The following is a 23467-nucleotide window of genomic DNA, read 5'->3' as shown; positions in this document are numbered from 1 at the left end:
GGGCTGCCTCCGTCATGCCCCGCGTTGCAGGTATCAGGCGATAGCCGATTGAACCGACAATCGATAGCGGCCGTTAGATCGGTTCTCGCCCCGAACCACAAATGCGTGGGGATTGATCTGTCACGCTATAACACGGTCCGACTCCTCTTACCCAGACTTAGCTGGACCCGTTTGGGTGGGCGGTCCCTCCCATCGGCTTAGGGGACCTCAAATGCTACTGGAACGCGCGTAGATCAACCACCGGATATGGTTTCCAAACCAGCGCTAACAAGTCTCACGCGAGTAGATGATTGGACTCGCTGATATGCGTCGCAAGACTGTGAAATGCACTATACGACTGGCACCAACTCTCCGGATATAGCCCGATGGATTAGCTCCATCGACCTTTCGGCCTCGTACGGCCAAGAACCTCGACGGCCACCGTCGGCGGCAAAAAACTCTAGTACCTGATCACAGAACCGAACGGTGCCACCTGTATCTAACCGGAACGCTTGGCCTTGAAGGGCGGCCTTGAACCCCTCGAACTTACTTCTGCGCTCCCTTTCCGCGAGGTGCCCCCAAGACTCGCTCCTGCCCCGCATAAGATGTCCGGCGTTGAGCGTATTTGCACGCAGATGATCAACAGCGTCTCTGCGACGGTGAAACGTTACCTGATCTCGCTTTTCATCGTACTCCGCGCGGTACTCCGGCAGATTGTCGACCCGCACCAGTTCTCGAAGCATCCTCCTGAATTCTGGTAACGACCCGGTACTCCCGGTCTTCTTGAGAAGCACTAAGACGCCAACGGTCCACTTGCTCTGGCGACTACCACAGTGCTTCCGCGTGAGCTCGTACACTCGACGGTGCATCGGTTTGCGTAGGTCAAAGTACTCGCGACCAATAGCCAGCACGTCAAAAGCACTGACCGACCGCCAAAGCCACTCAGGCATTACCACTTCAATCGCAGTCATACGACCGACGCCGTCTCGCTCAATTACTTTCCACCGCTCAATCAATCCAAAGCCCCCTCTTTCGCGAACTCCCCCCGTCTTGATGTCCGTCTCAATACGTGTTCCAGCGAGCCGTTTAAGGGCATCAACCAGACGCTCGTAGGCTGCGCCGCTTGTTCCGCGCTTACAGCTTACTAGGAAATCATGCGCGATAAATCGCACCGTTGGTCGAACGTTCTCACGGCTGACACCATGGCGAGCGGCCATGTTCAGTCCTTCGACAAGCTGGCTCGTGACGTATATCCAGACGTCTTTGTCATGCACAGTGGCACACCCGTCAGCGCCGGGCTTCACTGTGACTGTTACGTCGTTATGGGTATATGTGCGCACGCTACGATCACCCGCTCTGAGCGCGAACAATGGGTGTTCCAAACTAGCCAAGTCGCATTTCGGAATGGGGCCTGAAATCGTCGCAATGAAGTAAGTTCTGCTCGAGTCCGACTCACAGGCATCCCCCGCAGCCCTCATCCCATTGACTTGCCCCATGCATTTGAGCGCGTGCTCGGTATCCCCGCGCAGTAGCAATGAAGTGTCTTTTCGGCAGTTGTCCACCTGAGATCACCCGATCAGATCGGTGAACTTAGCGCGCGGCGTGGGCGCCCCCGGCGCTCTTTTCCAGCAATTTCCCTTACAGGTGCCGGCGCCAGCGACGCTAACCAGTCTCTTACGTCCCCCGTTCGCCATCGGACGTAACGATTCTGCCGGTATACAGGCACAGGCAGTTGTTCGTTAGATTGACAGAGAATGTGATAGATCGCCGAACGGGTTTTACCGATGAGCTGTCCCAGCTCATCGGCATTGATCAGCGCCGATCTATCCATCAACGCAAACGCCACTCGAAAGTCTTCCGTACGCGAGCTCATCTCGCTCCCTAGGCATGTTGACTGTATTCCTAGGTTATGTTCAGCTTCGTAGACACCACAAAAGCTCTTGAAACGAGGTTTGGATGTCGAGGCCTTTCGGATATAGAACGGGAGACGATAGTGCTTTGCGCGCGATGAAGTTGGTCACGCGCAATCTCTTCCGGCTGATTCGACGTCGCTCGGAAATGACTCCCTCGGAGCTCGAGAATTTCTTTGGATTCGAGAGTTCGGAAGGCGCGCTATACACCGGCGAGGCTTGGATTAGGTATGAGAGATCGTTTTCGCCCCATCAACGTCGCGAGTACAACAAGGCGGCGTCGATCGACCGCATCCAGTGGATTACCCAAAAGGCGCTGGCCATCGGATGGGTAACTACAACGGAAGCTATTCAGATCGGTCTAGGAAAATCGCCACAGGCGCTCAGCCTTCCCGAGTATCGAGCAGCAATCGCGCGCCAGAACCGTGCCAAACAGGTGTTCGCTGTCGGCAAGGTCCGTATGCTCGTGGGAAAAATGCCTGTCGCCCCAAGCGCTAAGGGCGGGGCGCCGAGATCCGCCCGGTCCGGGACGGAGTCTGTGGAAGCGTTTGCTCGATGGTCCGAGCAGTTGCGGTCCGCCGGCTTTGAAGTGATAGAGGACCGAGGCCATCTAACCGAAACGGACGCCCTTCTTCAAAAGTCACTTGGAAGACACCCGCCGAATGCACCTCTTACTCAGTACTTATCGACCTGGGAGCTCCCATTCGATCCGGCCTTTCCACGTCCTGCCGCGGTGGAACGACTGCAGTTGTATCTTCTTGACCACGACCAACCGCATGAGCCATGGCCCGTCCCAGCGCGTGGTGTCGATAAGTCGCGGGTGAACTCGGGCGCGGAGGGCGCCCGGGGTGAACTGGAGATCGCGCTCGATCGCCTCGACTCAGCCTTAGGCTACCCTCTATCTTCAACGGCAGAGACCGGTGTAAAAACGGTGCAACCAGCGTCGAACACTAGGAAATCTGAAGTTAAGTCACGGAATGAAAAACCGTGTAAACTCAACGCCGTACAAGTAATCTGTACGTAAGTATCTGGGCCAAATTCTGATTCACACGGCAGGGGTCACAGGTTCAATCCCTGTACCACCCACCAGATTCGAAGGGCCGACGATGCGTCGGCCCTTTTTGCATTCTGCCTCTCGTTAGCGCGTTCTGCGAATAGGCGCCAGCCTCCTCTTCGACGGCGAGAGCGCTCCCCCCCTCATCGCCTCCCCACTCTCTATTAGTACGCAAAACCCCAACGCCCCGGTTTTGCGGGTGTCAGCCAAATCGGGGAATAGACGCCCCCTCGCATTTGCCATGCCGCTACCCCCGCCGGCACATCGTGTGCCGCGAGCGCACACGCAGCGAATCCCCCCTTCGCAAGGCGTCGGCTCAACTCCCCCGCCCGCGCGTCAATCGACCATTTTTTGACCATCAAAACCGGTTTCCCCAACGTTTTCCATAAATTTTTCCTATGAATCGACGAAACTCATCGAAACATCCCGCGTCGGAACCCCTCGGTCACTCGTCTTCCCCCAGGCTCCGCCCCAGTCTGCGGGGTTTTGAACGGCATGATGGGCACTTCCGCGCCAGTCTTATATAAGACCTAGGCATTCACATTACGAAAAGGCATTTCAGTTTTGCCCCCGACCCGTGTCACAATCGGGGAAAGTTTGTCATGGCTAGCGGACTGTCACCCCAGTCGGCGGCGTTCCCCCACCTTTTCCTGATTCTTGAATCCGAGACCAGCGATGAGCACGCAGCAACCCAGCATCATCTACACCCTGACCGACGAAGCGCCGCTTCTGGCCACCGGCTCCTTTCTCCCGATCATCCGCACGTTCACCGCGCCAGCGGGCGTTGCCATCGAGACGAGCGACATCTCGGTCTCGGGCCGTATCCTCGGCGAATTCCCCGAATTCCTGACCGAAGAACAGCGCGTACCGGATAACCTCGCCGAGCTCGGCCGCCTGACCCAGGATCCGAACACGAACATCATCAAGCTGCCGAACATCAGCGCTTCGGTGTTTCAGCTCCAGAGCGCCATCAAGGAACTCCAGTCGAAGGGCTACAAGATCCCGGACTTCCCGGAAGATCCGAAGACCGACGAAGAGAAGGCCATCCAGAAGCGCTACTCGAAGTGCCTGGGCTCGGCCGTGAACCCGGTGCTGCGCGAAGGCAACTCCGATCGCCGCGCACCGCTCGCCGTCAAGAACTACGCCAAGAAGCACCCGCACAGCATGGGCGAGTGGAGCATGGCTTCGCGCACGCACGTCGCGCATATGAAGCATGGCGACTTCTACCACGGCGAAAAGTCGATGACGATCGACAAGGCACGTGACGTCAAGATGGAACTCGTCACGAACAGCGGCAAGACGATCGTCCTCAAGCCGAAGGTCTCGCTGCTCGATGGCGAAATCATCGACAGCATGTTCATGAGCAAGAAGGCGCTGTGCGACTTCTACGAAGAACAGATGGAAGACGCCCGCAAGACCGGCGTGATGTTCTCGCTGCACGTGAAGGCCACCATGATGAAGGTCTCGCACCCGATCGTGTTCGGCCACGCCGTGAAGATCTTCTACAAGGAAGCCTTCGAGAAGCACGGCAAGCTGTTCGACGAACTCGGTGTGAACGTCAACAACGGCCTCGTGAACCTGTACGAGAAGATCGAAGCGCTGCCCAGCACGCAGCGTGAAGAGATCATCCGTGATCTGCACGCCTGCCACGAACACCGTCCGGAACTGGCGATGGTCGACTCGGCCAAGGGCATCTCGAACCTGCACGCACCGAACGACGTGATCGTCGACGCGTCGATGCCGGCCATGATCCGTATCGGCGGCAAGATGTGGGGCGCCGACGGCCGTCCGAAGGACACGAAGGCCGTGATCCCGGAAAGCACGTTCGCTCGCATCTATCAGGAAATCATCAACTTCTGCAAGACCAACGGCGCATTCGACCCGACCACGATGGGTACGGTGCCCAACGTCGGCCTGATGGCGCAGAAGGCTGAAGAATACGGCTCGCACGACAAGACGTTCGAGATCGCCGAAGACGGCGTCGCGAACATCGTCGACCTCGCCACGGGCGAAGTGCTGCTCTCGCAGAACGTGGAAGCCGGCGACATCTGGCGTATGTGCCAGGTCAAGGACGCCCCGATCCGCGACTGGGTCAAGCTCGCCGTGAACCGCGTGCGCAACTCGGGCATGCCGGCCGTGTTCTGGCTCGACCCGTACCGTCCGCACGAAGCCGAACTGATCAAGAAGGTCGAAACGTACCTGAAGGATTACGACACCAAGGGTCTCGATATCCAGATCATGTCGCAAGTGCGCGCCATGCGTTACACGCTCGAGCGCGTGATTCGCGGTCTGGACACCATCTCGGTGACCGGCAACATTCTGCGCGACTACCTGACCGACCTGTTCCCGATCATGGAACTGGGCACCAGCGCCAAGATGCTGTCGATCGTGCCGCTGATGGCCGGTGGCGGCATGTACGAAACGGGGGCTGGCGGCTCGGCACCGAAGCACGTCAAGCAACTGGTGGAAGAAAACCACCTGCGCTGGGACTCGCTGGGTGAATTCCTGGCACTGGCTGTCTCGCTGGAAGACCTGGGCATCAAGACGGGTAACCAGCGCGCCAAGATCCTGGCCAAGACGCTCGACGCCGCAACGGGCAAGCTGCTCGACAACAACAAGGGTCCGTCGCCGAAGACCGGCGAACTGGATAACCGCGGCAGCCAGTTCTATCTGTCGATGTACTGGGCACAGGAACTGGCCGAGCAGAAGGACGACGCCGAGCTGGCCAAGCGCTTCGCCCCGCTCGCCAAGCAACTGACCGAGAACGAGAAGACCATCGTGGGCGAACTCGCCGACGTGCAGGGCAAGCCGACGGACATCGGCGGCTACTACAAGCCGGACTTCGCGAAGCTCGAACAAGTCATGCGTCCGAGCAAGACGTTCAACGCTGCGCTGGAAAGCGCCGTGAAGGCGTAATACCGGGCAATACCGGTGTGGTGACGGGCGGTCCGTACGGATCGCCCCGATCTTCCGGATGGCTCGCATCATCCTGATCGCAGTATCTAAAACAAAAAAGCTGGCATATGCCAGCTTTTTTGTTTGCGTCTCGACAACAGCCTCCGTGCGGCGAGGCACCGGGGCATTGGGACGGACAGCGCCGCCCTTCGCCCCATCAAAGGCCGTTAAAAAACGCGAAAAAGGTCGTTTAAAAGATCGTAAAAAAAGACCGATCAACGATTAACCAGTTCCTTCGACTGCGTGAGCGCCAGCACCGCGCCCAGCGCCAGTGCCGCCGACACGCAGTACATGCCGGCGTTGGTGCTTTGCGTGGCGTCCTTGAGCCAACCGATGACGAACGGGCTCACAAAGCCGGCCAGGTTGCCGATCGAGTTGATCATGCCGATGGCCGCCGCCGCCGAACCGCCGACGAGCAACGCACTCGGGTACGTCCAGAACACCGGCATCGTTGCCAGCATGCCTGCCGTGCCGACCGAAAGCGCCACCATGGCGAGCGGTACGTTGTGACCCCAGATCGTGCTCAGATACAGCCCCACGGCACCGGCAAACGACACCACGGCAAAGTGCCAGCGACGCTCGCGCGTGCGGTCCGAGCTGCGCGCCACCCCGATCATGCTGAGCACGGCGCAGGCGTAAGGAATCGCGGTGAGCAGGCCGACGTCCAGTGCGTTCTTCACACCGCTGGCCTTGATGAGCGTCGGCAGGTAGAAACCGATGCCATAGAGGCCCATCATGCAGCAGAAGTAGATCGCGGCCATGAGCCACACACGCCCGTTCGTGAACACCGACGCGACCGATTGCGGCGCCTTGCCTGCGCTGTCTTGCGCAATGTTGTGCTCGAGAATCGCCTTCTCATCTTCGGTCAGCCACGACGCGGCGCGAATACCATTGGGCAGGTACATCAGCGTGATCACGCCAAGAATCACGGACGGAATGGCTTCGATGAAGAACAGCCATTGCCAGGCCGCCCAGCCGCCCACGCCATTGAACGCCGACAGAATCCAGCCCGAGAGCGGACCGCCGAATACGCCCGCGATGGGAATGCCGATCATGAACAGCGCGTTCATCCGGCCACGACGCTGCGCCGGGAACCAGTACGTCAGATACAGCACGATGCCGGGGAAGAAGCCCGCTTCGGCCACCCCGAGGAAGAAGCGTACGAGATAGAACTGCGTCGGCGTCTTCACGAGCAGCGTGGCTGCCGAGAGCACCGCCCACGAGATCATGATGCGCGCGATCCAGCGGCGCGCACCGACCTTGTGCATGATGATGTTGCTCGGCACCTCGAAGAAGAAGTAACCGATGAAGAAGATGCCGGCGCCCAGACCGTAGACGGTCTCGCTGAACTGAAGGTCGTTCAGCATTTGCAGCTTGGCGAAGCCGACATTCACGCGGTCGAGATACGCCGCGACATAACACAGGAAAAGGAACGGCAACAAACGCCAGGTCGCTTTTGCATAGGCTTGCGCCTCGATCTCGCGCGTCTGCGCGTTCGCTCTGATACCGCTAGAGGTAGTACTCATGGTCTCCACTTCGAACCTCGGCTGCCAGGCAGCCTGAATTGACTGCAACGCTGCATCCGGACCACTCGCACCGATCACGCTGCCTTACCTACTCGACCGCTCTGAAGACCTCACGATTCTCGCTGTACGGGAATCGATCTCGCGGGGTCCGGAGGCATTGTCTCCGGACGTCACGCCCGGCCCACGGGCCTTTGCGCGACGTTTCTCACCCTGCCATCCCCTTTCGTTATTGGGAGGCCGACGCGGATTGTAAACCATAGGACACCGCTCGATTTCGAGCGCGGCTTCAGTCTTTCACTATTTTCCTAAACCTTGTGTTTCATCAATTCGACCTCCCGCACAACGCGAATGTCGTATGGATACGACGCGCATCGCAAATTGACACGATGCGCGGTTGCGTAGCCCGTCAACGCTGCGACACCGCTTACCACGGAGAGAACGGCGACTGACACGCCTGCGTCGACGAAGTGACGTCCGAAAATTCGTGGCAAGCATCGGGCATCGACCGCTGACAGACATGGGATTTAGCGCGTACCCTTGACGTTCAACAGCCGCCATCAGCGTGGCTCGACGCGCACTATCTACGCACGTCGGCATACGCCGCGAGGCCCATCGTCCTCTCCTTCCGAATTCCATACGCCATGACGTCGCACACTCCGCTCTCGCTTCCCGCTCCGGCGACCGTCTCGCTGGTGAGTGTCTTTCCCGCCGCCGCCAATGGCGGCAATCCGGCGCCCATCGTGCTCGACGCCGACGCGATGCGCGCCGACGACATGCGCGCCGTCGCCGCACATTACGGTCATGAAAGCGGGTTCGTCGTGGCCCCGGAGCACGCGGGCAATGCCTGGCGCTTCCGCTTCTTCGTGCCGAATCACGAGATGGAGATGTGCGGTCACGCCACGCTCGGTGCGTTGTGGGTGTTGCGTCGTGCGGGGCGATGGGACGGCCGCCCCGTCACGATCGAGACGCTTAGCGGGCGGGTCGAAGGCCGTCTGGCCGCCGACGGCGAGCACATCGAAGTGAGCCAGCCGTCGGGGCGTACCGAGCCGATCATCGACGCGAGCGCCATCGCCACGATCTGCGCCACGCTGCGGATCTCGCCGGACGACATTGCGCTCGAAGGCATCTGCAACGCCGCGACCAGTCGTGTGAAGACGCTGGTGCCGCTGCGTAGCGTTGCGCAATTACAGGCGTTGACGCCCGACTTCACGACCATGCTCGCCACGTGCGACGCCATCGGCTCGACCGGCCTGTACCCGTGTGCCCGCGAGACCGTGGGCGACGGGCGCGCGCTACCGGTGCTGCAAGCGCGTCAGTTCCCGCGCGCGTCGGGCTATCCGGAAGACGCCGCGACCGGCATTGCCGCCGCCGCCCTGCTCTACGGCGCACGCCGTTACGGCTGGCTCGCGCCCGGCGAGCATGGCGTGGTCGTGCGTCAGGGCGTGGCGATGGATCACCCGTCGGCCATCACCGTGACGCTGCGCGACCCGCTCGACGCCGCCGCCGGATGCTGGATCAGCGGCGACGTGCACGCAATGTAACGACCACGATCACCCCGAGCACGGCGGCGAGCGCGCCGCAAAGGAAAACGGTGCGGTAGCCGAACGGATTGGCCACGGCCCCGGCGAGCGGGCCGGTGGTCAGGATCGCTACGTCCTGAAACGCGGCATACGTGCCCAAGCTCGTGCCGCGGCTTGCCGCCGGCACGCGCTTCACCACTTCGATTCCCAGTGACGGGAAGATCAGCGACGCGCCCGCGCCGGCCAGCGCCGTGCCCAGCAGCGCCACCCAGGCGACCGGCGCCTGCCAGACGATCAGCAACCCGATGGCCTCGACGGCCAGCGAGCCCTGCGCGACGCGCAAGTTGCCGAAGCGCTCGGGCCAACGTCCACCGATCAGACGCATCAACACGAAAGCCAGACCGAAGGCCGACAGCGCCACCGCAGCCCCCGTCCAACGCGACGCTTCGAAATACAGCACCACGAACGCACCGATCACCGCAAAGCCCACGCCCTGGAGCGCGAGCGCCAGTCCCGGCAGGAAGACGATGCGCAGCACCTGCGAGTAAGGCAGCGCGCCGCCCGCATGATGCGCCGGCGCCACGCCGGGAATGCGTGAAATGACCGCCCAGCCGGCCAGCGGCAACAGACAGATCGCGATGGCCACGCCAGTGAGCGTCGCGCCACTGTAAAGCGCCAGCCCTACGGGCGCACCGACGGCAAACCCGCCGAAGACGGCCGCCCCGGTCCACGACATCACGCGGCCCGATTGCGTCGCGCCGAGACTGGCGATGGCCCACGTCAACGTACCGGTAATGCACAGACTCTCGCCCACGCCGAGGAGCAGGCGAGCGAGCGTGAGCACGCCCAGACGCGGCGCAGGTGCAACCGCAATCAGGCTCGTGGCGAGCAGCGCCACACCGGAAAGCCCCACGAACAGCAAGCCTCGCGTCAGGGCCACGCGCGCCCCGCGCTGATCGGCCGTGCGTCCCGCGAACTTGCGCGTGAGCACCGTCGCGAGCGACTGCACGCCCACCGCAAAACCGACGATGACGTTGTGATACCCGAGCGTGTCGTGCACGAACAGCGGCACGACGCAGAGCGACATGCCGATAGTCAGGCACGCGAGAAAGACATTCAGAGAGAAGCGCACGAGCAACGCCGTAGCGTTGGCGGGCGCAGTGGCCGTTTGAGGGGCCGATGCAGCAGAGGACGACATGCGAGAAGACTCCATGGGTTGCCGCAGAGCGCGAGACGAAAGACGGCAGACGCCAGCCGGCGGACGAACAACCGCAACGGGGCATCGAATCGATACAGACAAATCGGGGGAGACGGCGCTTGTGGCGCTCAGAGAACCGGGAGGCGCGCCGAATGGGCAGCCCGGTGGTTCACCGACGAACACACGCCCCTCGACCGACGTGCCGGATCGACCGGCCGCTGTCGCGGAGAATGCGTTGGTTCACGTGAACGCTTACGTGACATCAGCGACGCGTGTCGCCAGATGTCAGAAATTCACAGCCATTCTAGCTACGCATGTTGCGTTGCGCAAGATGCGTTCGCGCGGGGGGGATGTCACGCGGCAACGCAACAACACAACGCCACCGTCAATCGATCGGATCGGTCCCCTTCGCGCGATGGGTGCCGGCCTTGAGCGTTTGCTGCAACGCGCGGCGCAAGGCGCTGTAGCGGCGCAGCGCCTCTTCCATCTGCGAGATGCGGACGATCCCGGCTGCGCCATCGGCAAGCAGCTTGGCCTTGAGGCCACCGTAGGCCGCCTCCATCGCCGCGGCGTGCGTGCCGAGGGACGCACCGCCGTCAACGGGCAGCGTGTCGCTTTCCACGTGATCGAGCAGCGATGTCGACTCCCTCAGAAACGCGGTATAGACGTCCGACATTCCCGTGGCGGTATTCGTCTGATCCTGCAAGGCGGCGGCCGCAATCGCCTGTTCCGCCGCGCTCTCGTAATAACGCAGCCTGCGCAGCGTGTCCGCCAGTTGCTCGGCGGCCGCGGCCTCCATTGCTACGCGGCTCATGCGCTCGGCAAACGACTGGCAGACGCTTCCCAGGCGCGTGACGCACGCATGCTCCTGCGCGAGCACCCCGTCACTCATACCCGTGAGCGCACCGCGCACCATGTGACGGCTCATCACGCCAAGACGCTCGACCTCTCGTTTGAGCGCGTCCACCGCCAGTTGCGGCACTTGCAGCACGTTGTCGTCGAGAAACTGCGGCGCGCCTTCGTCTTCCTCGCGTGTGCGAAAGCGCCGTTGCAGCCAGTGCAGCAACGGCGTGGCGAACGGAATCATCAACAGCACGCCCAGCACGTTGAATGTTGTGTGGAAGATCGCGAGTTTGATGGCCGGGTCGGTTGCGTACCCCATCCACGTCATGCCGGTGGCAATGGCGCGAATCATCCAGGGCAACAGCAGCAGCGCCACGATGGCGGCCACGACGTTGAAGGCGACGTGCGCCATCGCAGCGCGCCGGGCGTTGGGTGTGGCGCCAATGGCGGCGATCACCGCCGTGAGGGTCGTGCCGATGTTCGCGCCAATGACGACCGCTGCCGCGCCCTGCGCGCTGAGCAGCCCGTTTTGCGCGGCCGTGAGCGTGATAGCCATCGCTGCCGCCGACGACTGCACGATGCACGTGAGCACGAAGCCGACGACGACTTGCAGCAGCACGTCGAGCGGGCCGTCGCCATCGGGCATGCGAATCATACCCGCCATGTCGATGAAGGCAGATTGCAGCAGGGAGATGCCGAAGAAGAGCAGACCGAAGCCTGCGAGCGCGTTACCGATCGCGCCGCGCCGGGTGCCCGCGCCGGTCAGCCGCAGCGCCACGCCAATGGCGATCATGGGCAGCGCGAAGGCGTCGATATTGAACTTGAGACCGATGACCGCGACGATCCACCCCATCATGGTGGAGCCGAGGTTGGAGCCGAACATCAGCCAGAGCGCGCCGCGGAGCTTGAGCAACCCCGCGTTGACGAAGCCGATGGTCGCAATGGTCACCACCGACGAGCTTTGCGTGATGGCGGTGACCAGCACCCCCGAGGCGAAGGCCTGCGTGCGGGTTCGCGTCGCGCCGGCCAGAATGCGTTCGAGCGCCGGCCCGGCAGCAAGTTTGAGACCGTCGGTCATCATCGCCATCCCGATGAGGAAGATACCGACGCCGCCCGCCAGAATGCTTACCGCCTTGACGATTTCCCCCATGCAACGCGTTCCCTTGTGCGAATGGCCGACGTAATGAGGCCGTGGCGTTATCTCATTACGACACCGGCAGAAATATCCGCGCCATCAACCCTATCGGCGCGCCACGTGCGGGCTGACGCTCGGTGCATCAGCCGTCTGCACGCAACAGTCCCCAGCATAACCGGTAAAGCTCGTCCTCGAACTCTGGAGTGCCAAGTAATGGGGAATCTTCGAGCGCCGCCGAGCGCAGCGTGCCCATCACGGCACGCGTGAGGACGAACACGGTAGCGGCGGTGGGCGGACGCATCTCCGGCGCATCGCGTCGCGACATGGCCACGGCGATATGCTCGGCCGCCTCGCGCATGGCCTGCATGATGTTCTCGTGATGGTCGAGTTGCCAGGCCATCTTGATGAGTGAGCGCTTGACACGTCCGCCAGCGCCGAACGCTTCGATCAGCACGCGAAGCCGCTCGCGAATCACCCGCTCGGGGTCGGCCCCCTCTTCGGCGGCGCGGGCAATGCGCTCGTTGAGTTCGTCCATCACGCGACGGCGCTCGCGCGCGATCATCGCCAGCAAAATCGCCTCTTTGGTCGGGAAGTACTGGTACAGCGTGCCGATGGAAAAACCGGCCTTCTTGGCGATGCGATTGGTGGTGAGTGCCCCCTCGCCTTCCTCGTCAAGAACCTGAGCAGTGGCCTCGAAAATCGTCTCGACGGTGTGTTGCGCGCGCGCCTGCATCGGCCGCTTTCGCATGGCAGACGGGGCATTGGGCGTTGCGGGCGGCTTGGGTGTGGACATGACAAAAACCTGAGCGGGAAGCGAGTTGCGGCGATACACCTGGAAAATGAATAATGCTCACATTCGCGACGAAATTCAAGAGACGGCGTCATCGGCGTCACATCGGGATGACGTCCGCCACTATTTGCCAGAGAGGCAAGACATCATGAGCCACGACATTTCCGCCCTGACCATACGCAAGTTGACCGTCGATTTGGCCAGCGGCTTCGCGCGTCATTGGCATAGCGGCGACGCCTACCGCACGATGTATTACAACGCCCTGTCGATGAGCTTCCCCGTAGGCGAGCAATCGTTCATCGACTCGGTGCGCGACACGATGGACCAACTCCCCGACGACGCACGTTACGACACGCTGCGCGCCGACATCGCCCAGTTCATCGGACAGGAGGCGACGCACCGTCATCTGCACGGGCAATACAACGCGCAACTTGCAAAGCAGGGACTGGTGAATCACTGGGAGAACTGGGCGACGATACGCATTCAGTGGGCCAAACGCCGCAACCTGTCGCCGATGTACATGCTTGCGATCACGGCGGCCTACGAGCACTGCACGGCGGTGTTCGGCGATGGCGCATTGCGTTACGACCGGTGGCTCGCGAAGGCTGAGCCGAAGATGCGTCTGATGTGGCGCTGGCACGCAGCCGAGGAAACCGAGCACAAGGCCGTGGCGTTCGATCTGTACCGGGCGCTGGGCGGCAGCGAGCGGCAGCGCGTGCTGACCTATCTCTACGTCTTGTTCATGTTCGCGCTGGAGAGCCATGCGCAGACGGTCAACAACCTCTGGCACGACGGCACGCTCTTCAAACCGCGCACTTGGTGGGGATTCGCCTCGATGTTCTTCGGGCGTGATGGCGTCATCTGGCGCAGCACCGGGCCGATGCTCAAGTACTTGTCGCCGTCGTTCCATCCGAATCGTCATGGCGATCCCACCCTCGCCGCGAACTGGCTCGAAGCGCATAACGCTAGTTGGCGCGCGGTTCGGTAGTTTGCCTTTACCTTTGCCTGCGGCTGAGGGCTGACCTCCGCCACCCTCTACGGTCGACCGCCGGGCCGGCACCCGTTTTCCAAAGCGAATTTCGTGGAGCGACGAAAACGGGGACCCCGCCGACGGCAGACCATAGCGGCATGCAAGGGATTAAGCGCCGGTGTTAACCCGAAAATTGCGCCTTCAACAACGGAATACCGAGTATCAAAGCCAGGTGATATGTCATATGAGGCAACTTGACAATAATGATCACGCCTCAAAGCAGCACCGATACCCGCGCGATGCGAAGTCAGTGTCTCAATGACTCAGGCGTGCCCCCTTGCACTCTTCGGTGAAAAGAGAAGTCCAGAGGCACGCACAAACTAAAACGAGACGGAGACACATTCATGAGCAAGGCAGCAGGTTGGCTGCGGGGCGCGCTCGCCCTCGCGGTCTGCGGCGCGGCGGGCGTCGCTCACGCACAATCGAGCGTATCCCTCTACGGTCAGGTCGACGCCTGGGTCGGGGCCGCCAAAGCCCCCGGCGGCGAACGCGCGTGGACACAGGGCGGCGGCGGCATGTCCACTTCCTACTGGGGGATAAAGGGTCAGGAGGATCTCGGCGACGGCCTCAAGGCAATCTTCACGCTGGAGGACTTCTTCCTGCCACAGAACGGACGTTACGGCCGCTTCACCGGCGACAGTTTTTTCTCTCGTAACGCCTACGTCGGACTGCAATCGGATACGCTCGGCACGGTGACGATGGGCCGGCTCACGACGTCGTACTTCGTCTCGACGATTCTGTTCAACCCGTTCGTCGACTCCTATACGTTCAGTCCGATGGTCTACCACACGTTCCTCGGGCTGGCCGGCCAGGGGATCGTCGGCGACTCAGGGTGGAACAACGCGGTGATGTACGCCACGCCGGACTACAAGGGTCTGGGCGCGAGCTTCTCGTATGCGTTCGGCAACAAGGCCGGGGAGACGGGGCAGAACAAGTGGAGTGCGGCCGCGATGTATTTCCACGGCCCGCTCGCGGCCACACTCGCCTATCAACAGGTGAAGTTCGATTCCACGCCGGACGATCAGGCCGGCATCACGGGCTTTCGCAATCAGCAAGCCCTGCAAGCGGGTCTCACGTACGATTTCAAACTGGTGAAGCTCTTCGGCCAGTATCAGTACATCAAGAACACGATTACCGGCGGCAACCTGACGTCGAACGGCGGCCAGCTTGGGGTTTCGGTGCCGCTGGGCGGCGGCAGCGTGTTGGCGTCCTACGCGTACACGAAGAATTCGGGGGCGAACCATTCGAGCCGCAATACGTGGGCCATCGGGTATGACTACAGCCTCTCCAAACGCACGGATGTCTACACGGCGTACCTGAACGACAAGGTTTCCGGGCTCGACGCCGGGAATACTTTCGGGGTGGGCATGCGTATGAAGTTCTGACAAACTCCGGGGCACGGACCCGCGCGCAGTACAATGCGCGCGCCCCGCCGCACACGGACAACGGCATAACAAAGTGACAAGGAGAGCACGTTGCTGACCAAATTCTTCAAACTCCAGGAGCATGGCTCCAATGTACGCACGGAAATGGTGGCCGGTCTCACGACCTTCCTGACCATGTCGTACATCATTTTCGTCAACCCCAATATTCTCGGCACAACGGGCATGGACAAGAGCGCCGTGTTCGTGGCGACGTGTCTTGCGGCCGCGATCGGCTCGGTGGTGATGGCCTTCGTCGCCAACTACCCGATCGGCATGGCGCCGGGCATGGGGCTGAACGCCTTTTTCGCTTTCACGGTCGTGGGCGCGATGGGCTACACGTGGCAACAGGCGCTCGGCGCGGTATTCATTTCCGGGTGTCTGTTCATTGTGCTGACGATAACGGGTGTGCGCTCCTGGCTGATTGCCGGGGTACCCAAATCGTTACGCTGCGCGATTGCGGCCGGTATCGGCCTGTTCCTCGCGATCATCGCGCTGGGGAATGCCGGGGTGGTGGTGGCCAATCCGGCTACGAAGATCGGTCTGGGCGATCTGCACGCACCGCAGGCACTGCTCGCGATTTTCGGCTTCTTCCTGATCGCCGTGCTCGACGCCCTGCGAGTTCGAGGCGCCATCCTGATCGGCATTCTGGTGGTGACGGTTCTGTCGATGGTGCTGGGCCTGAATCAGTTCCAGGGCGTGTTCGCAATGCCGCCGAGCCTCGCGCCGACGTTCCTCCAACTGGACATTCCGGGCGCCCTGCATGCCGGCTTCGTGCACGTGATTCTGGCGTTCGTGCTGGTCGAAGTGTTCGACGCGACGGGCACGCTGATGGGCGTGGCCAAGCGCGCCGGTCTGCTCGAAGGCACGCATTACAAGGGGCTGGGACGCGCGCTGTTCGCCGACTCGATCGCGATTTTCATCGGCTCGCTGTTGGGCACGAGCAGCACGACGGCGTATGTGGAAAGCGCCTCGGGCGTTCAGGCAGGCGGTCGCACGGGTCTGACCGCGCTCACGATTGCCGTGCTGTTCGTCCTCGCGCTGTTCATCGCGCCGCTGGCGGGTTCGGTCCCGGCCTACGCCGCCGCACCGGCGCTGCTGTATGTCGCGGGTCTGATGCTGCGCGAACTGCTCGACGTGGAGTGGGACGACGTGACGGAAGCCACGCCGGCCGCCCTGACCGCACTGGCGATGCCGTTCACGTACTCGATCGCAACGGGTCTGGCGTTCGGCTTCATCTCGTACGCCGTGCTGAAGTTGTTCACGGGCCGCGCGAAGGACGTGCATCCGGCCGCTTGGGTGATCGCCGTGCTGTTCGTGCTGAAGTACATCTTCTTCCCGGGCTGATCGTCGCATCGTTCGGAGATAGATAGCCAAACGGCCCGCCGAGGACTTCCCCGGCGGGCCGTTTGGTTTTGCGGTCCCGATTCCGATCGATTCCGATTTATGCCTTCGCAGCCGAGATCAACGCCGCGAGTCCGGCGCGGTGCTGGCCCTGTGCATCGAAGTTCTCCGGCGAGAGCCACTGCGCAAAGCCACGGCTGATCGCAGGCCACTCCCCGTCGGAGATGGAGAACCACGCGGTGTCGCGACTGCGACCGTGGTAGACGATGGCCTGACGGAAAATGCCTTCGAACGTGAAGCCATAACGCGCGGCCGCCCGGCGCGACGGTGCATTCAGCGCGTCGCATTTCCACTCGTAGCGGCGATACCCCAACTCGTCGAACACACGACGCATCAGCAAGTACTGCGCTTCAGTCCCCGCCCGCGTGCGCTTGAGCAACGGCGAGTACGCCACGTGACCGACCTCGACCACGCCGTTCGCCGGATCGATGCGCATGAGCGCCAGCGTGCCGACAGCCTTGCCCGTCTCCAGATCGATGATGGCGTGATGCAACGGGTCGGTGGAGGCCGCCAGCTTGGTCGCGTACGCGTAGTAGCTGTCGAAATCCGGAAACGGTCCGCCACTCATGTAGGTCCAGTCGCGGCCGTCGACGGCCGTCGCGTAAGCGTCGTAGAGGTCCTTCGCGTGGCGCTCCACGTCGATCGGCTCCAACCGGCAATACCGCCCGCTGACCGGCGTGCGCGGCGGCTTGTCCCGCGGCGTCCAGTCAGGCAGCGGCGGGCCGATCGGCTGGTCGTACTCGTTCAAGTTCGGGGCGTCAGTCATTTCTCTCTCATCTCCCTCTATTGGCCAGACGTTCTGGTGGCGATGTTTAAGGTATCGTTTCAGTGGTACGATTAAAAGCACCACTACAAGGGAATCTCTTGGTGCCAGTATTTTTTTGAAACCAACGGAAAGCCGGACCGGAGCCCTGTCCCTCCCCGCAGGCATCGCCCCAACTCGCGGCGGGACAGGGCCCCGGTCCGGCTCACACCCGCCCTCAGTCACGCCAAAGCGAACCTCCTCGACTTCTCTTTTTGTCACCATGGTCTCCGTCCCCAAGAAACGCCTCGACCCCGCGGATTACTCGCCGGAGAACGTCGCCGCACTCTTCGATAGCCCCCTCGCCACCGGCCCGGGACGCAGCACCTCACTCCAAAAACAACTCCTCTCCCGCCTCAAACACGCCATCCTCGAAGGACGTCTGCCCGCCGGCGCCCGCCTCCCCGCCTCGCGCACCCTCGCCGAAGACCTCGCCGTCTCCCGTAATACGGTCTCCATCGTCTACGACCAACTCGCCGCCGAAGGCTTCATCGTCCCCCACCGGCTCGGGACTCGGGTCGCGCAGCTCTCGCTCGATCCTCACCTCGCCGCACGAGCCGCACAACCCGTCACGCTCGCCAAGTCGACGACGGAAGCGATGCAGGTGACTTCGAACGGCACGCAAACCGCGCCGCTCGCCTCGCGGCGTCTTCAACGTCTGCCCGCCACCCGGCACGCCGCCCGCGCCGACGAAACGCCGCTGCCCTTCACGCCCGGCGTGCCCGCCCTCACCCGATTTCCGGCAAGTACGTGGCGGCGCACGCTGGAGCGTGTCATGCGCGACGCCCAGCCCCGTCACTATCACTATGGCGACCCGCTGGGCGAACCCGCGCTGCGTGAAGCGATTGCCGCGCATTTACGTATTTCTCGCGGCGTACGGTGCGACGCCTCGCAGGTCGTGATTACGGAAGGGGCGCACGAGGCGCTGATTCTCTGTGTGCGACTACTCACCGATCCGGGCGACACGGTGTGGATGGAAGACCCGGGTTATCGCGGCGCGAAGGCCGCGTTTCATTCGAGCGACGTTCGCTTGCAGGCGCTGCGCGTCGACGATGAGGGAATCGTGATTCCGGACGAACTGTGGGAACGCTCGCCGCCACGGCTGGTGTATGTCACGCCATCGCATCAATATCCGCTGGGCAGCGTGCTGTCGGCTCCGCGTCGCCTTGACCTGATTGCGCAGGCGCGACGTCACGGCGCGTGGATTCTGGAGGACGATTACGATAGCGAATTTCGCCATCAGGGTGAGCCGATCGCCGCCATGCAAGGGATGGTGCCGGACGCCCCCGTGGTCTACGTGGGCACATTCAGCAAGACGATGTTTCCCGCGCTCCGTCTGGGTTTTCTGATTCTGCCGACGACGCTCGCCACGCAAGCCCACGACGCGCTCGACGAACTGCTGCGCGGCGGCCATCGTTTCGAACAGCTCGCGCTCGCGGATTTCATCCGCAGCGGGCAATTCGCGCGACATCTCGGGCGCATGCGGCGGCTGTATCGGGAGCGTCAGACGGCGTTACGTGAGGCGCTCGCTACGTATTTCGACCCCGCGTATGCGGTGATTGGCGAGCGCTGCGGATTGCATCTGACGGTGCGGCTCGATCCATCGTTTCCCGACAAGGCGATTGTGGCCGCAGCACAGCGTGAAGGCATGGGCCCTCGCGCCCTTTCGAGCTTTGCACTCGACCCGCAACCGGCGGACAACGGGCTGGTAATCGGTTACGGGGACACCGACGCGTCGCGCATCCCCGGTCTGATCAAGCGCCTGGCCGCAATCGTGGCGGCGCAGGAACGTCAGGTGTGACTGGCTCGCACGGCAAAGGCGCAGCGCGCCTTCGCCGTGCATCAGAAGTCTGGCAACGCCTTGTCCGGAGTAAAGGTGCACTTCTCCGGCGCATGGTTCTCGCCCTTGCACACATATGCGATCAGCCCCCACGGGCCGTCTTCTTTGATCCATGGCGCAGGCTGATCCAGCGGGAGCTTCACGAAACGTCCCTTAAATTCGTCGGATCCCGGTGCGTAATGCACGTCCAGCGGAGCCCCACCGCTCATTTGATAAGTACACTTCTGAAAGCGCACGCCACTCCCGTCGGTGATGGCAAGTGCCTCGACGAAGCGAGTGATCGGCGCGCCCTTGCGTTTGATCGCTCGCCATTCGCCCTCAGTTCCGACCAGCGGCTTGCGGAAATCCTCATCAGCTTCCTTGAAATCACTCAAGGACGGGCAATGCTGAATCTGCGTCGACGTCGCCGCCTGAGACGGCAAGGCCACCACCGTGAGCGCCATTACAGCGATCGATTTCATCACGAAAATCTGGTTCATCAACTGCTCCCTAATGAAAATTCACACGTTAAGAAAGCCCGGCGAAGCTCACAAAAATTTCGTAATACTTATTAAATTTCAACCAATGAAATGCTACGTTTTTTTGAAAATTAGCATGGGAGTTTCGAGACCGGGCGTCAGATACAGCAGAATAGGGACTTTCCCGCGAACCGCTTGTATCGGCGCACGTTGACCGTTGCCGGCCATCCGTGCGCCAAAGCGATGTGGCTCGACTCAGGATTTCGGACGCTTCTGGATGAACTTGCAGTTCTGCGGATTTTGCACATTCGAGACACCCGCGTCGCCTGACGTTTCGCGTCCTGTGCAGACATAGACCGTTTTATCCCACACGCCGGCCAATTCCGTCCACGCACTGTCTTTGCCGGTGAGCGCGACAGTATTCGGCACATCCTTGGGACGATAGGTCAAGGCGACGTTTTTACCTCCGACCCGATACATGCATATCGGCTCTCTCATATCGCGCCCCTCGACACGTGCCAGCGCGGACGCAAAGACGAGCTCCCCCGGGGCCTGAGCCACTGGAGCACTCTCCCATTTGCCAACGACATTCAACGGTGCGACGTAATGCCCGTTTTCCCACGTGATGGTCGACGTGGCAGGGCAAGTCTCCCCGGCAAGCGCAAGCGCGCCAGGGACCATGACCCCAATGGCAACCGACATCTGTCCGGCATGAAGCTTCCAGTTAAAGCGCATCGACATCTCCCGAAATGTTGAACGCTCGGCCTCGGCCAAGCGTGCGAGTTCGCTATTGGCTTACAACGTCAGCTGACGTCGAAGTGCTCAACACATTGCAGCACCGCAGGCGTCAACACTGTCACGACGTTTTGCAAACTAACGCGAGACTTCGGGATTCGGGAGGGAACTCGATGGCAATTGGGATATTGCCGGGGAGGACGACGCGCGGTGGCCCGGTTTTCGACCCCGCGCGCCAGTGATGCGTAATGCCGTTTCGCCGATGGCGATCGCTTATGAAGTCCGTAGACATCCTTATGACGTTCGTACGACGGCCGCTTACGACGACGTGGCGGTCTGTGCCGACGTCTTGCCCGTCTCGCTCGACGAATCACTGTCGTGCGCTTTGCCGACATGCGCGTTGCGCGACATCCACAGCGTCAGCAAAACGGCCGCGACGGCGGCTATCGCGGCGCACAGATAGACCTCGGCATAGCCGTAAGCGCCCACGATCAGACCGGCGACGGGGCCCGTCACACCAAGCGCAACGTCGAGGAATACCGAGTACGCACCCAGCGCCGCGCCGCGGTTTTGTGCCGGTACGAGATTGACGGCCGCCACGCCCAGCGACGGAAACACGAGCGAGAATCCCGCCCCGGAAAGCGCGGCGCCCAACAACGCCGTGAAGCCCGTCGGCGCGATGCCGAGGACGATCAGGCCGAAGGCCTCAAGCGCGAACGACGCCATGGCTACGCGATAACCACCGAAGCGGCCGATGCTGCTGCCGAGCAGAAGACGCACGCCCATGAAGCACAAGCCGAACGCAGTCAGCGCAAGAGCCGCGTTGTCCCAATGATGGCTCGCGTAGTACAGCGTGATGAAAGTGGAGATGGCGCCGAAGCCGATGGACCCCAGCGCAAGCCCCATGCCGAACGGCAACACACGGCCGAGCACCGCCCGGAAGGCGAGACGCTCGCCGTGAATGACGGGCGTCGGACGTTTCACACGGGCGATCAGCAGGCCGACCACACCCGCCAACGCAATCGCCGCACCCAGCGCCTTGATGCCATACGCATTGTTGAGCGCCACACCCAGCGGCGCGCCCAGCGCAAGCGCACCGTATGTCGCGACGCCGTTCCACGAAATGACCCGTGCGGTATGCGACGGCCCCACCTGCCCGATGCCCCACATGATCGCGCCCGTCGACACCCAGCTCTCGCCGAAACCCAGTACGAGACGTCCGAGAATCAGCGTGAGCAGCGCGAGCCACGGCACGCCGGAGAACACACCGCCCAGCGCCACGAGCACCCCGGACGCGCCGCAGGCCACGAGCCCGCACAGCACGGTGCGCTTCGGCCCCCAGGCATCGGCCGTGCGCCCGGCATAGGGGCGCGAGAGCAGCGTAGCAAGGTATTGAACACTGATAGCCAGCCCGGCGATCACCGAGCTGTAAGCCAGATCCACATGCACGAACGACGGCAGCACCGCGAGCGGCAAGCCGATCGTCAGATAGCAGAGGAACGTGAAGAACACGGCTGAGACGATCTGCAACGTCGTGGCGAACTGGCCGTTCGCAGGGCGGGTGTCGGTAGGCATTACGTAGGGGATCAGGAATCGACGAAACCCCAGGACGCGACAACCCGCGCGACGGGCAAGCATTCGCGCGGGACATCTCAATCCTAGGGTTTTCCCGGATCATACGCCGTTTCGCCACTTTTGTGTAAACGCTTAAAAAAGTGACGGCGGGCCGGGTGTCTGGTTACCGATTGCCCACACTCGCGCGCGCCCGATCCCGCTCGGCCGCGCCTTCGCGCAGCAGGGGAATCAGCTGCTGGCCGTACTCCACGGTGTCGTCAAGCAGATTCCAGCCGCGAATGTAGAAGGCACTGACGCCAATGTCGTAGTAACGAAGATAGGCCTGCGCCACTTGCTCCGGCGTACCGACCAGGGCTGATGTCGAGCCGCCCGCGCCAAGCAACCGCGTGTATTTGAGCCAGAGACGTTCGTCAGCCACGTCCTGCGCTTGCGCCTCGGCATTGAGCCGCTTCGCGCCGACGGAACTGCGCACCGGGGACGAGAAACGCGGGCCATCGGCCTGCGCTGCCGCCTCAAGCTCTCGACGCGACGTCTCGAAGATATGCGCCGCGCGCTCCCACGCTTCTCGCTCAGTCGCCCCGAGAATCGGTCGCTGCGACACGCTGAAACGCACCTGCCGGCCGTGTCGCGCCGCTTCCCCCTGCACCCGCTCGACGAACGCCTGCGTCGGTGCGAGCGGCTCCCCCCAGAGCATGTAGACATCCGCGTGCTTCGCGCCTACCCGCACCGCGCCATCCGACGCCCCGGCAAACGACAGCTTGATCGAATCGGGATGATGCGGCTTGACCGCCGAAAACGCACCGTCGACATGGTAGAAGTCGCCGTGGTGAGAGAACGTGGACGATTCGCACCACACGCGTTTGAGCACGTCGAGATACTCGTCGGTTCGCGCGTAACGGGCATCGTGCGGCACGTCGTCACCGTCACGGCGCTGATCCGCTTCGTCGCCCCCGGTGATGATGTGCAGCGCCACGCGCCCGGCGCCTGCCAGACGCTCCAGTGTGAGCGCCTGACGCGCCGCCAGCGTCGGTTGCGTGAAGCCGGGCCGATGCGCCACGAGCGCGCCGAGTCGCGACGTCTGATACAGGACATAGGCCGCGATCTGGAACGCATCCGGACGCCACGACTCATGCCCGATCAGCACGCGGTCGTAACCCGCCTGCTCATGGGCGCGTGCGACGGCCGCGATGTATTCCGGTTCAAAGGCGCTGGCGCCGCGCAATCCGGTCGTCTCTGTGACACGGCTGTGCGACACGGTGCCGAGGATCTCGATGGGCATGACAGGTATTTCC

18 protein-coding genes are annotated in these 23467 nt (G+C 62.3%); 8 read left to right on the top strand and 10 right to left on the bottom strand.

The window, feature by feature from the left end; translation table 11 throughout:
- Positions 1 to 329: 329 nt before the first annotated feature.
- Positions 330 to 1457 (bottom strand): replication initiator protein A, encoded by a 1128-nt coding sequence (locus tag ACIPHM_RS16115; protein WP_400330032.1) that lies wholly within the window; start codon positions 1455 to 1457, stop codon positions 330 to 332.
- A 529-nt stretch (positions 1458 to 1986) separates the two neighbouring features.
- Between ACIPHM_RS16115 and ACIPHM_RS16110 the strand changes: the two genes are divergently transcribed.
- The 3 genes from ACIPHM_RS16110 to ACIPHM_RS16100 all read left to right on the top strand — a co-directional run bounded on the left by ACIPHM_RS16110 (position 1987) and on the right by ACIPHM_RS16100 (position 6124).
- Positions 1987 to 2913 (top strand): hypothetical protein, encoded by a 927-nt coding sequence (locus tag ACIPHM_RS16110; RefSeq protein WP_400329973.1) that lies wholly within the window; start codon positions 1987 to 1989, stop codon positions 2911 to 2913.
- A 705-nt stretch (positions 2914 to 3618) separates the two neighbouring features.
- Complete coding sequence (locus ACIPHM_RS16105) at positions 3619 to 5859, top strand: NADP-dependent isocitrate dehydrogenase (protein WP_400329971.1); 2241 nt, start codon at positions 3619 to 3621, stop codon at positions 5857 to 5859.
- A gap of 58 nt (positions 5860 to 5917) precedes the next feature.
- A complete protein-coding gene (locus tag ACIPHM_RS16100; RefSeq protein WP_400329968.1) occupies positions 5918 to 6124 on the top strand; it encodes a hypothetical protein in 207 nt (68 codons plus the stop codon).
- Here the strand turns inward: ACIPHM_RS16100 and ACIPHM_RS16095 are convergent.
- Positions 6114 to 7424: an MFS transporter gene (locus ACIPHM_RS16095; RefSeq protein ID WP_400329966.1), complete on the bottom strand. Its 1311-nt coding sequence runs from the start codon at positions 7422 to 7424 to the stop codon at positions 6114 to 6116. The genes ACIPHM_RS16100 and ACIPHM_RS16095 overlap by 11 nt on opposite strands.
- Positions 7425 to 8065: 641 nt before the next feature.
- Between ACIPHM_RS16095 and ACIPHM_RS16090 the strand changes: the two genes are divergently transcribed.
- Positions 8066 to 8965, top strand: coding sequence for a PhzF family phenazine biosynthesis protein (locus tag ACIPHM_RS16090; protein ID WP_400329963.1), 900 nt, complete (start codon positions 8066 to 8068; stop codon positions 8963 to 8965).
- On the opposite strand, the gene ACIPHM_RS16085 is transcribed toward ACIPHM_RS16090, so the two are convergent.
- From ACIPHM_RS16085 to ACIPHM_RS16075, 3 genes are all read right to left on the bottom strand, one after another.
- Complete coding sequence (locus tag ACIPHM_RS16085) at positions 8940 to 10142, bottom strand: arabinose transporter (protein WP_400329960.1); 1203 nt, start codon at positions 10140 to 10142, stop codon at positions 8940 to 8942. The two genes, ACIPHM_RS16090 and ACIPHM_RS16085, sit on opposite strands and share 26 nt — an antisense overlap.
- 385 nt (positions 10143 to 10527) lie before the next feature.
- A complete protein-coding gene (locus ACIPHM_RS16080; protein ID WP_400329957.1) occupies positions 10528 to 12135 on the bottom strand; it encodes a Na/Pi cotransporter family protein in 1608 nt (535 codons plus the stop codon).
- Between the two features lie 127 nt (positions 12136 to 12262).
- Positions 12263 to 12913 carry a TetR/AcrR family transcriptional regulator gene (locus tag ACIPHM_RS16075; protein WP_400329954.1) on the bottom strand — a complete coding sequence of 217 codons (651 nt, stop codon included), beginning with the start codon at positions 12911 to 12913 and terminating at the stop codon, positions 12263 to 12265.
- Positions 12914 to 13058: 145 nt separating this feature from the next.
- Here ACIPHM_RS16075 and ACIPHM_RS16070 point away from each other — a divergent pair, with 145 nt between their 5' ends.
- From ACIPHM_RS16070 to ACIPHM_RS16060, 3 genes are all read left to right on the top strand, one after another.
- Positions 13059 to 13898: a metal-dependent hydrolase gene (locus ACIPHM_RS16070; protein ID WP_400329951.1), complete on the top strand. Its 840-nt coding sequence runs from the start codon at positions 13059 to 13061 to the stop codon at positions 13896 to 13898.
- Between the two features lie 386 nt (positions 13899 to 14284).
- Positions 14285 to 15325, top strand: a complete 1041-nt coding sequence (locus tag ACIPHM_RS16065) for a porin (protein ID WP_400329948.1) — start codon at positions 14285 to 14287, stop codon at positions 15323 to 15325.
- 90 nt (positions 15326 to 15415) lie between these two features.
- Positions 15416 to 16708: an NCS2 family permease gene (locus ACIPHM_RS16060; protein ID WP_400329945.1), complete on the top strand. Its 1293-nt coding sequence runs from the start codon at positions 15416 to 15418 to the stop codon at positions 16706 to 16708.
- A gap of 97 nt (positions 16709 to 16805) precedes the next feature.
- Here ACIPHM_RS16060 and ACIPHM_RS16055 read toward each other — a convergent pair whose 3' ends face one another.
- Positions 16806 to 17531, bottom strand: a complete 726-nt coding sequence (locus ACIPHM_RS16055) for a GNAT family N-acetyltransferase (RefSeq protein ID WP_400329942.1) — start codon at positions 17529 to 17531, stop codon at positions 16806 to 16808.
- 259 nt (positions 17532 to 17790) lie between these two features.
- Here ACIPHM_RS16055 and ACIPHM_RS16050 point away from each other — a divergent pair, with 259 nt between their 5' ends.
- On the top strand, positions 17791 to 19368 hold the full coding sequence (locus ACIPHM_RS16050) for a PLP-dependent aminotransferase family protein (protein WP_400329939.1): 1578 nt from the start codon (positions 17791 to 17793) through the stop codon (positions 19366 to 19368).
- A gap of 41 nt (positions 19369 to 19409) precedes the next feature.
- Here ACIPHM_RS16050 and ACIPHM_RS16045 read toward each other — a convergent pair whose 3' ends face one another.
- The 4 genes from ACIPHM_RS16045 to ACIPHM_RS16030 form a co-directional block, all read right to left on the bottom strand.
- Complete coding sequence (locus ACIPHM_RS16045; protein ID WP_400329936.1) at positions 19410 to 19886, bottom strand: DUF3757 domain-containing protein; 477 nt, start codon at positions 19884 to 19886, stop codon at positions 19410 to 19412.
- Between the two features lie 234 nt (positions 19887 to 20120).
- The gene (locus ACIPHM_RS16040; protein WP_400329933.1) at positions 20121 to 20639 is read right to left on the bottom strand and encodes a DUF3757 domain-containing protein; all 519 of its coding nucleotides are present in this window, start codon (positions 20637 to 20639) and stop codon (positions 20121 to 20123) included.
- 279 nt (positions 20640 to 20918) lie between these two features.
- Positions 20919 to 22175, bottom strand: a complete 1257-nt coding sequence (locus ACIPHM_RS16035; protein ID WP_400329930.1) for an MFS transporter — start codon at positions 22173 to 22175, stop codon at positions 20919 to 20921.
- 163 nt (positions 22176 to 22338) lie between these two features.
- On the bottom strand, positions 22339 to 23454 hold the full coding sequence (locus ACIPHM_RS16030; protein ID WP_400329927.1) for an LLM class flavin-dependent oxidoreductase: 1116 nt from the start codon (positions 23452 to 23454) through the stop codon (positions 22339 to 22341).
- Positions 23455 to 23467: the final 13 nt, after the last annotated feature.

Origin of the sequence: Pandoraea sp. NPDC087047 (assembly GCF_044745225.1) — a bacterium.
Lineage (GTDB): Bacteria > Pseudomonadota > Gammaproteobacteria > Burkholderiales > Burkholderiaceae > Pandoraea.
This window is presented reverse-complemented; position numbering and strand designations above follow the sequence as displayed.

What these genes read in the sequence shown, in the direction of transcription:
- ACIPHM_RS16105 (WP_400329971.1), top strand. Translation starts at nt 3,619, where the DNA reads ATGAGCACGCAGCAACCCAGCATCATCTACACCCTGACCGACGAAGCG.
- ACIPHM_RS16095 (WP_400329966.1), bottom strand. Translation starts at nt 7,424, where the DNA reads ATGAGTACTACCTCTAGCGGTATCAGAGCGAACGCGCAGACGCGCGAG.
- ACIPHM_RS16070 (WP_400329951.1), top strand. Translation starts at nt 13,059, where the DNA reads ATGAGCCACGACATTTCCGCCCTGACCATACGCAAGTTGACCGTCGAT.
- ACIPHM_RS16065 (WP_400329948.1), top strand. Translation starts at nt 14,285, where the DNA reads ATGAGCAAGGCAGCAGGTTGGCTGCGGGGCGCGCTCGCCCTCGCGGTC.
- ACIPHM_RS16080 (WP_400329957.1), bottom strand. Translation starts at nt 12,135, where the DNA reads ATGGGGGAAATCGTCAAGGCGGTAAGCATTCTGGCGGGCGGCGTCGGT.
- ACIPHM_RS16030 (WP_400329927.1), bottom strand. Translation starts at nt 23,454, where the DNA reads ATGCCCATCGAGATCCTCGGCACCGTGTCGCACAGCCGTGTCACAGAG.
- ACIPHM_RS16035 (WP_400329930.1), bottom strand. Translation starts at nt 22,175, where the DNA reads ATGCCTACCGACACCCGCCCTGCGAACGGCCAGTTCGCCACGACGTTG.
- ACIPHM_RS16110 (WP_400329973.1), top strand. Translation starts at nt 1,987, where the DNA reads ATGAAGTTGGTCACGCGCAATCTCTTCCGGCTGATTCGACGTCGCTCG.
- ACIPHM_RS16100 (WP_400329968.1), top strand. Translation starts at nt 5,918, where the DNA reads ATGGCTCGCATCATCCTGATCGCAGTATCTAAAACAAAAAAGCTGGCA.
- ACIPHM_RS16075 (WP_400329954.1), bottom strand. Translation starts at nt 12,913, where the DNA reads ATGTCCACACCCAAGCCGCCCGCAACGCCCAATGCCCCGTCTGCCATG.
- ACIPHM_RS16055 (WP_400329942.1), bottom strand. Translation starts at nt 17,531, where the DNA reads ATGACTGACGCCCCGAACTTGAACGAGTACGACCAGCCGATCGGCCCG.
- ACIPHM_RS16085 (WP_400329960.1), bottom strand. Translation starts at nt 10,142, where the DNA reads ATGTCGTCCTCTGCTGCATCGGCCCCTCAAACGGCCACTGCGCCCGCC.
- ACIPHM_RS16045 (WP_400329936.1), bottom strand. Translation starts at nt 19,886, where the DNA reads ATGAACCAGATTTTCGTGATGAAATCGATCGCTGTAATGGCGCTCACG.
- ACIPHM_RS16115 (WP_400330032.1), bottom strand. Translation starts at nt 1,457, where the DNA reads ATGAGGGCTGCGGGGGATGCCTGTGAGTCGGACTCGAGCAGAACTTAC.
- ACIPHM_RS16090 (WP_400329963.1), top strand. Translation starts at nt 8,066, where the DNA reads ATGACGTCGCACACTCCGCTCTCGCTTCCCGCTCCGGCGACCGTCTCG.
- ACIPHM_RS16050 (WP_400329939.1), top strand. Translation starts at nt 17,791, where the DNA reads ATGGTCTCCGTCCCCAAGAAACGCCTCGACCCCGCGGATTACTCGCCG.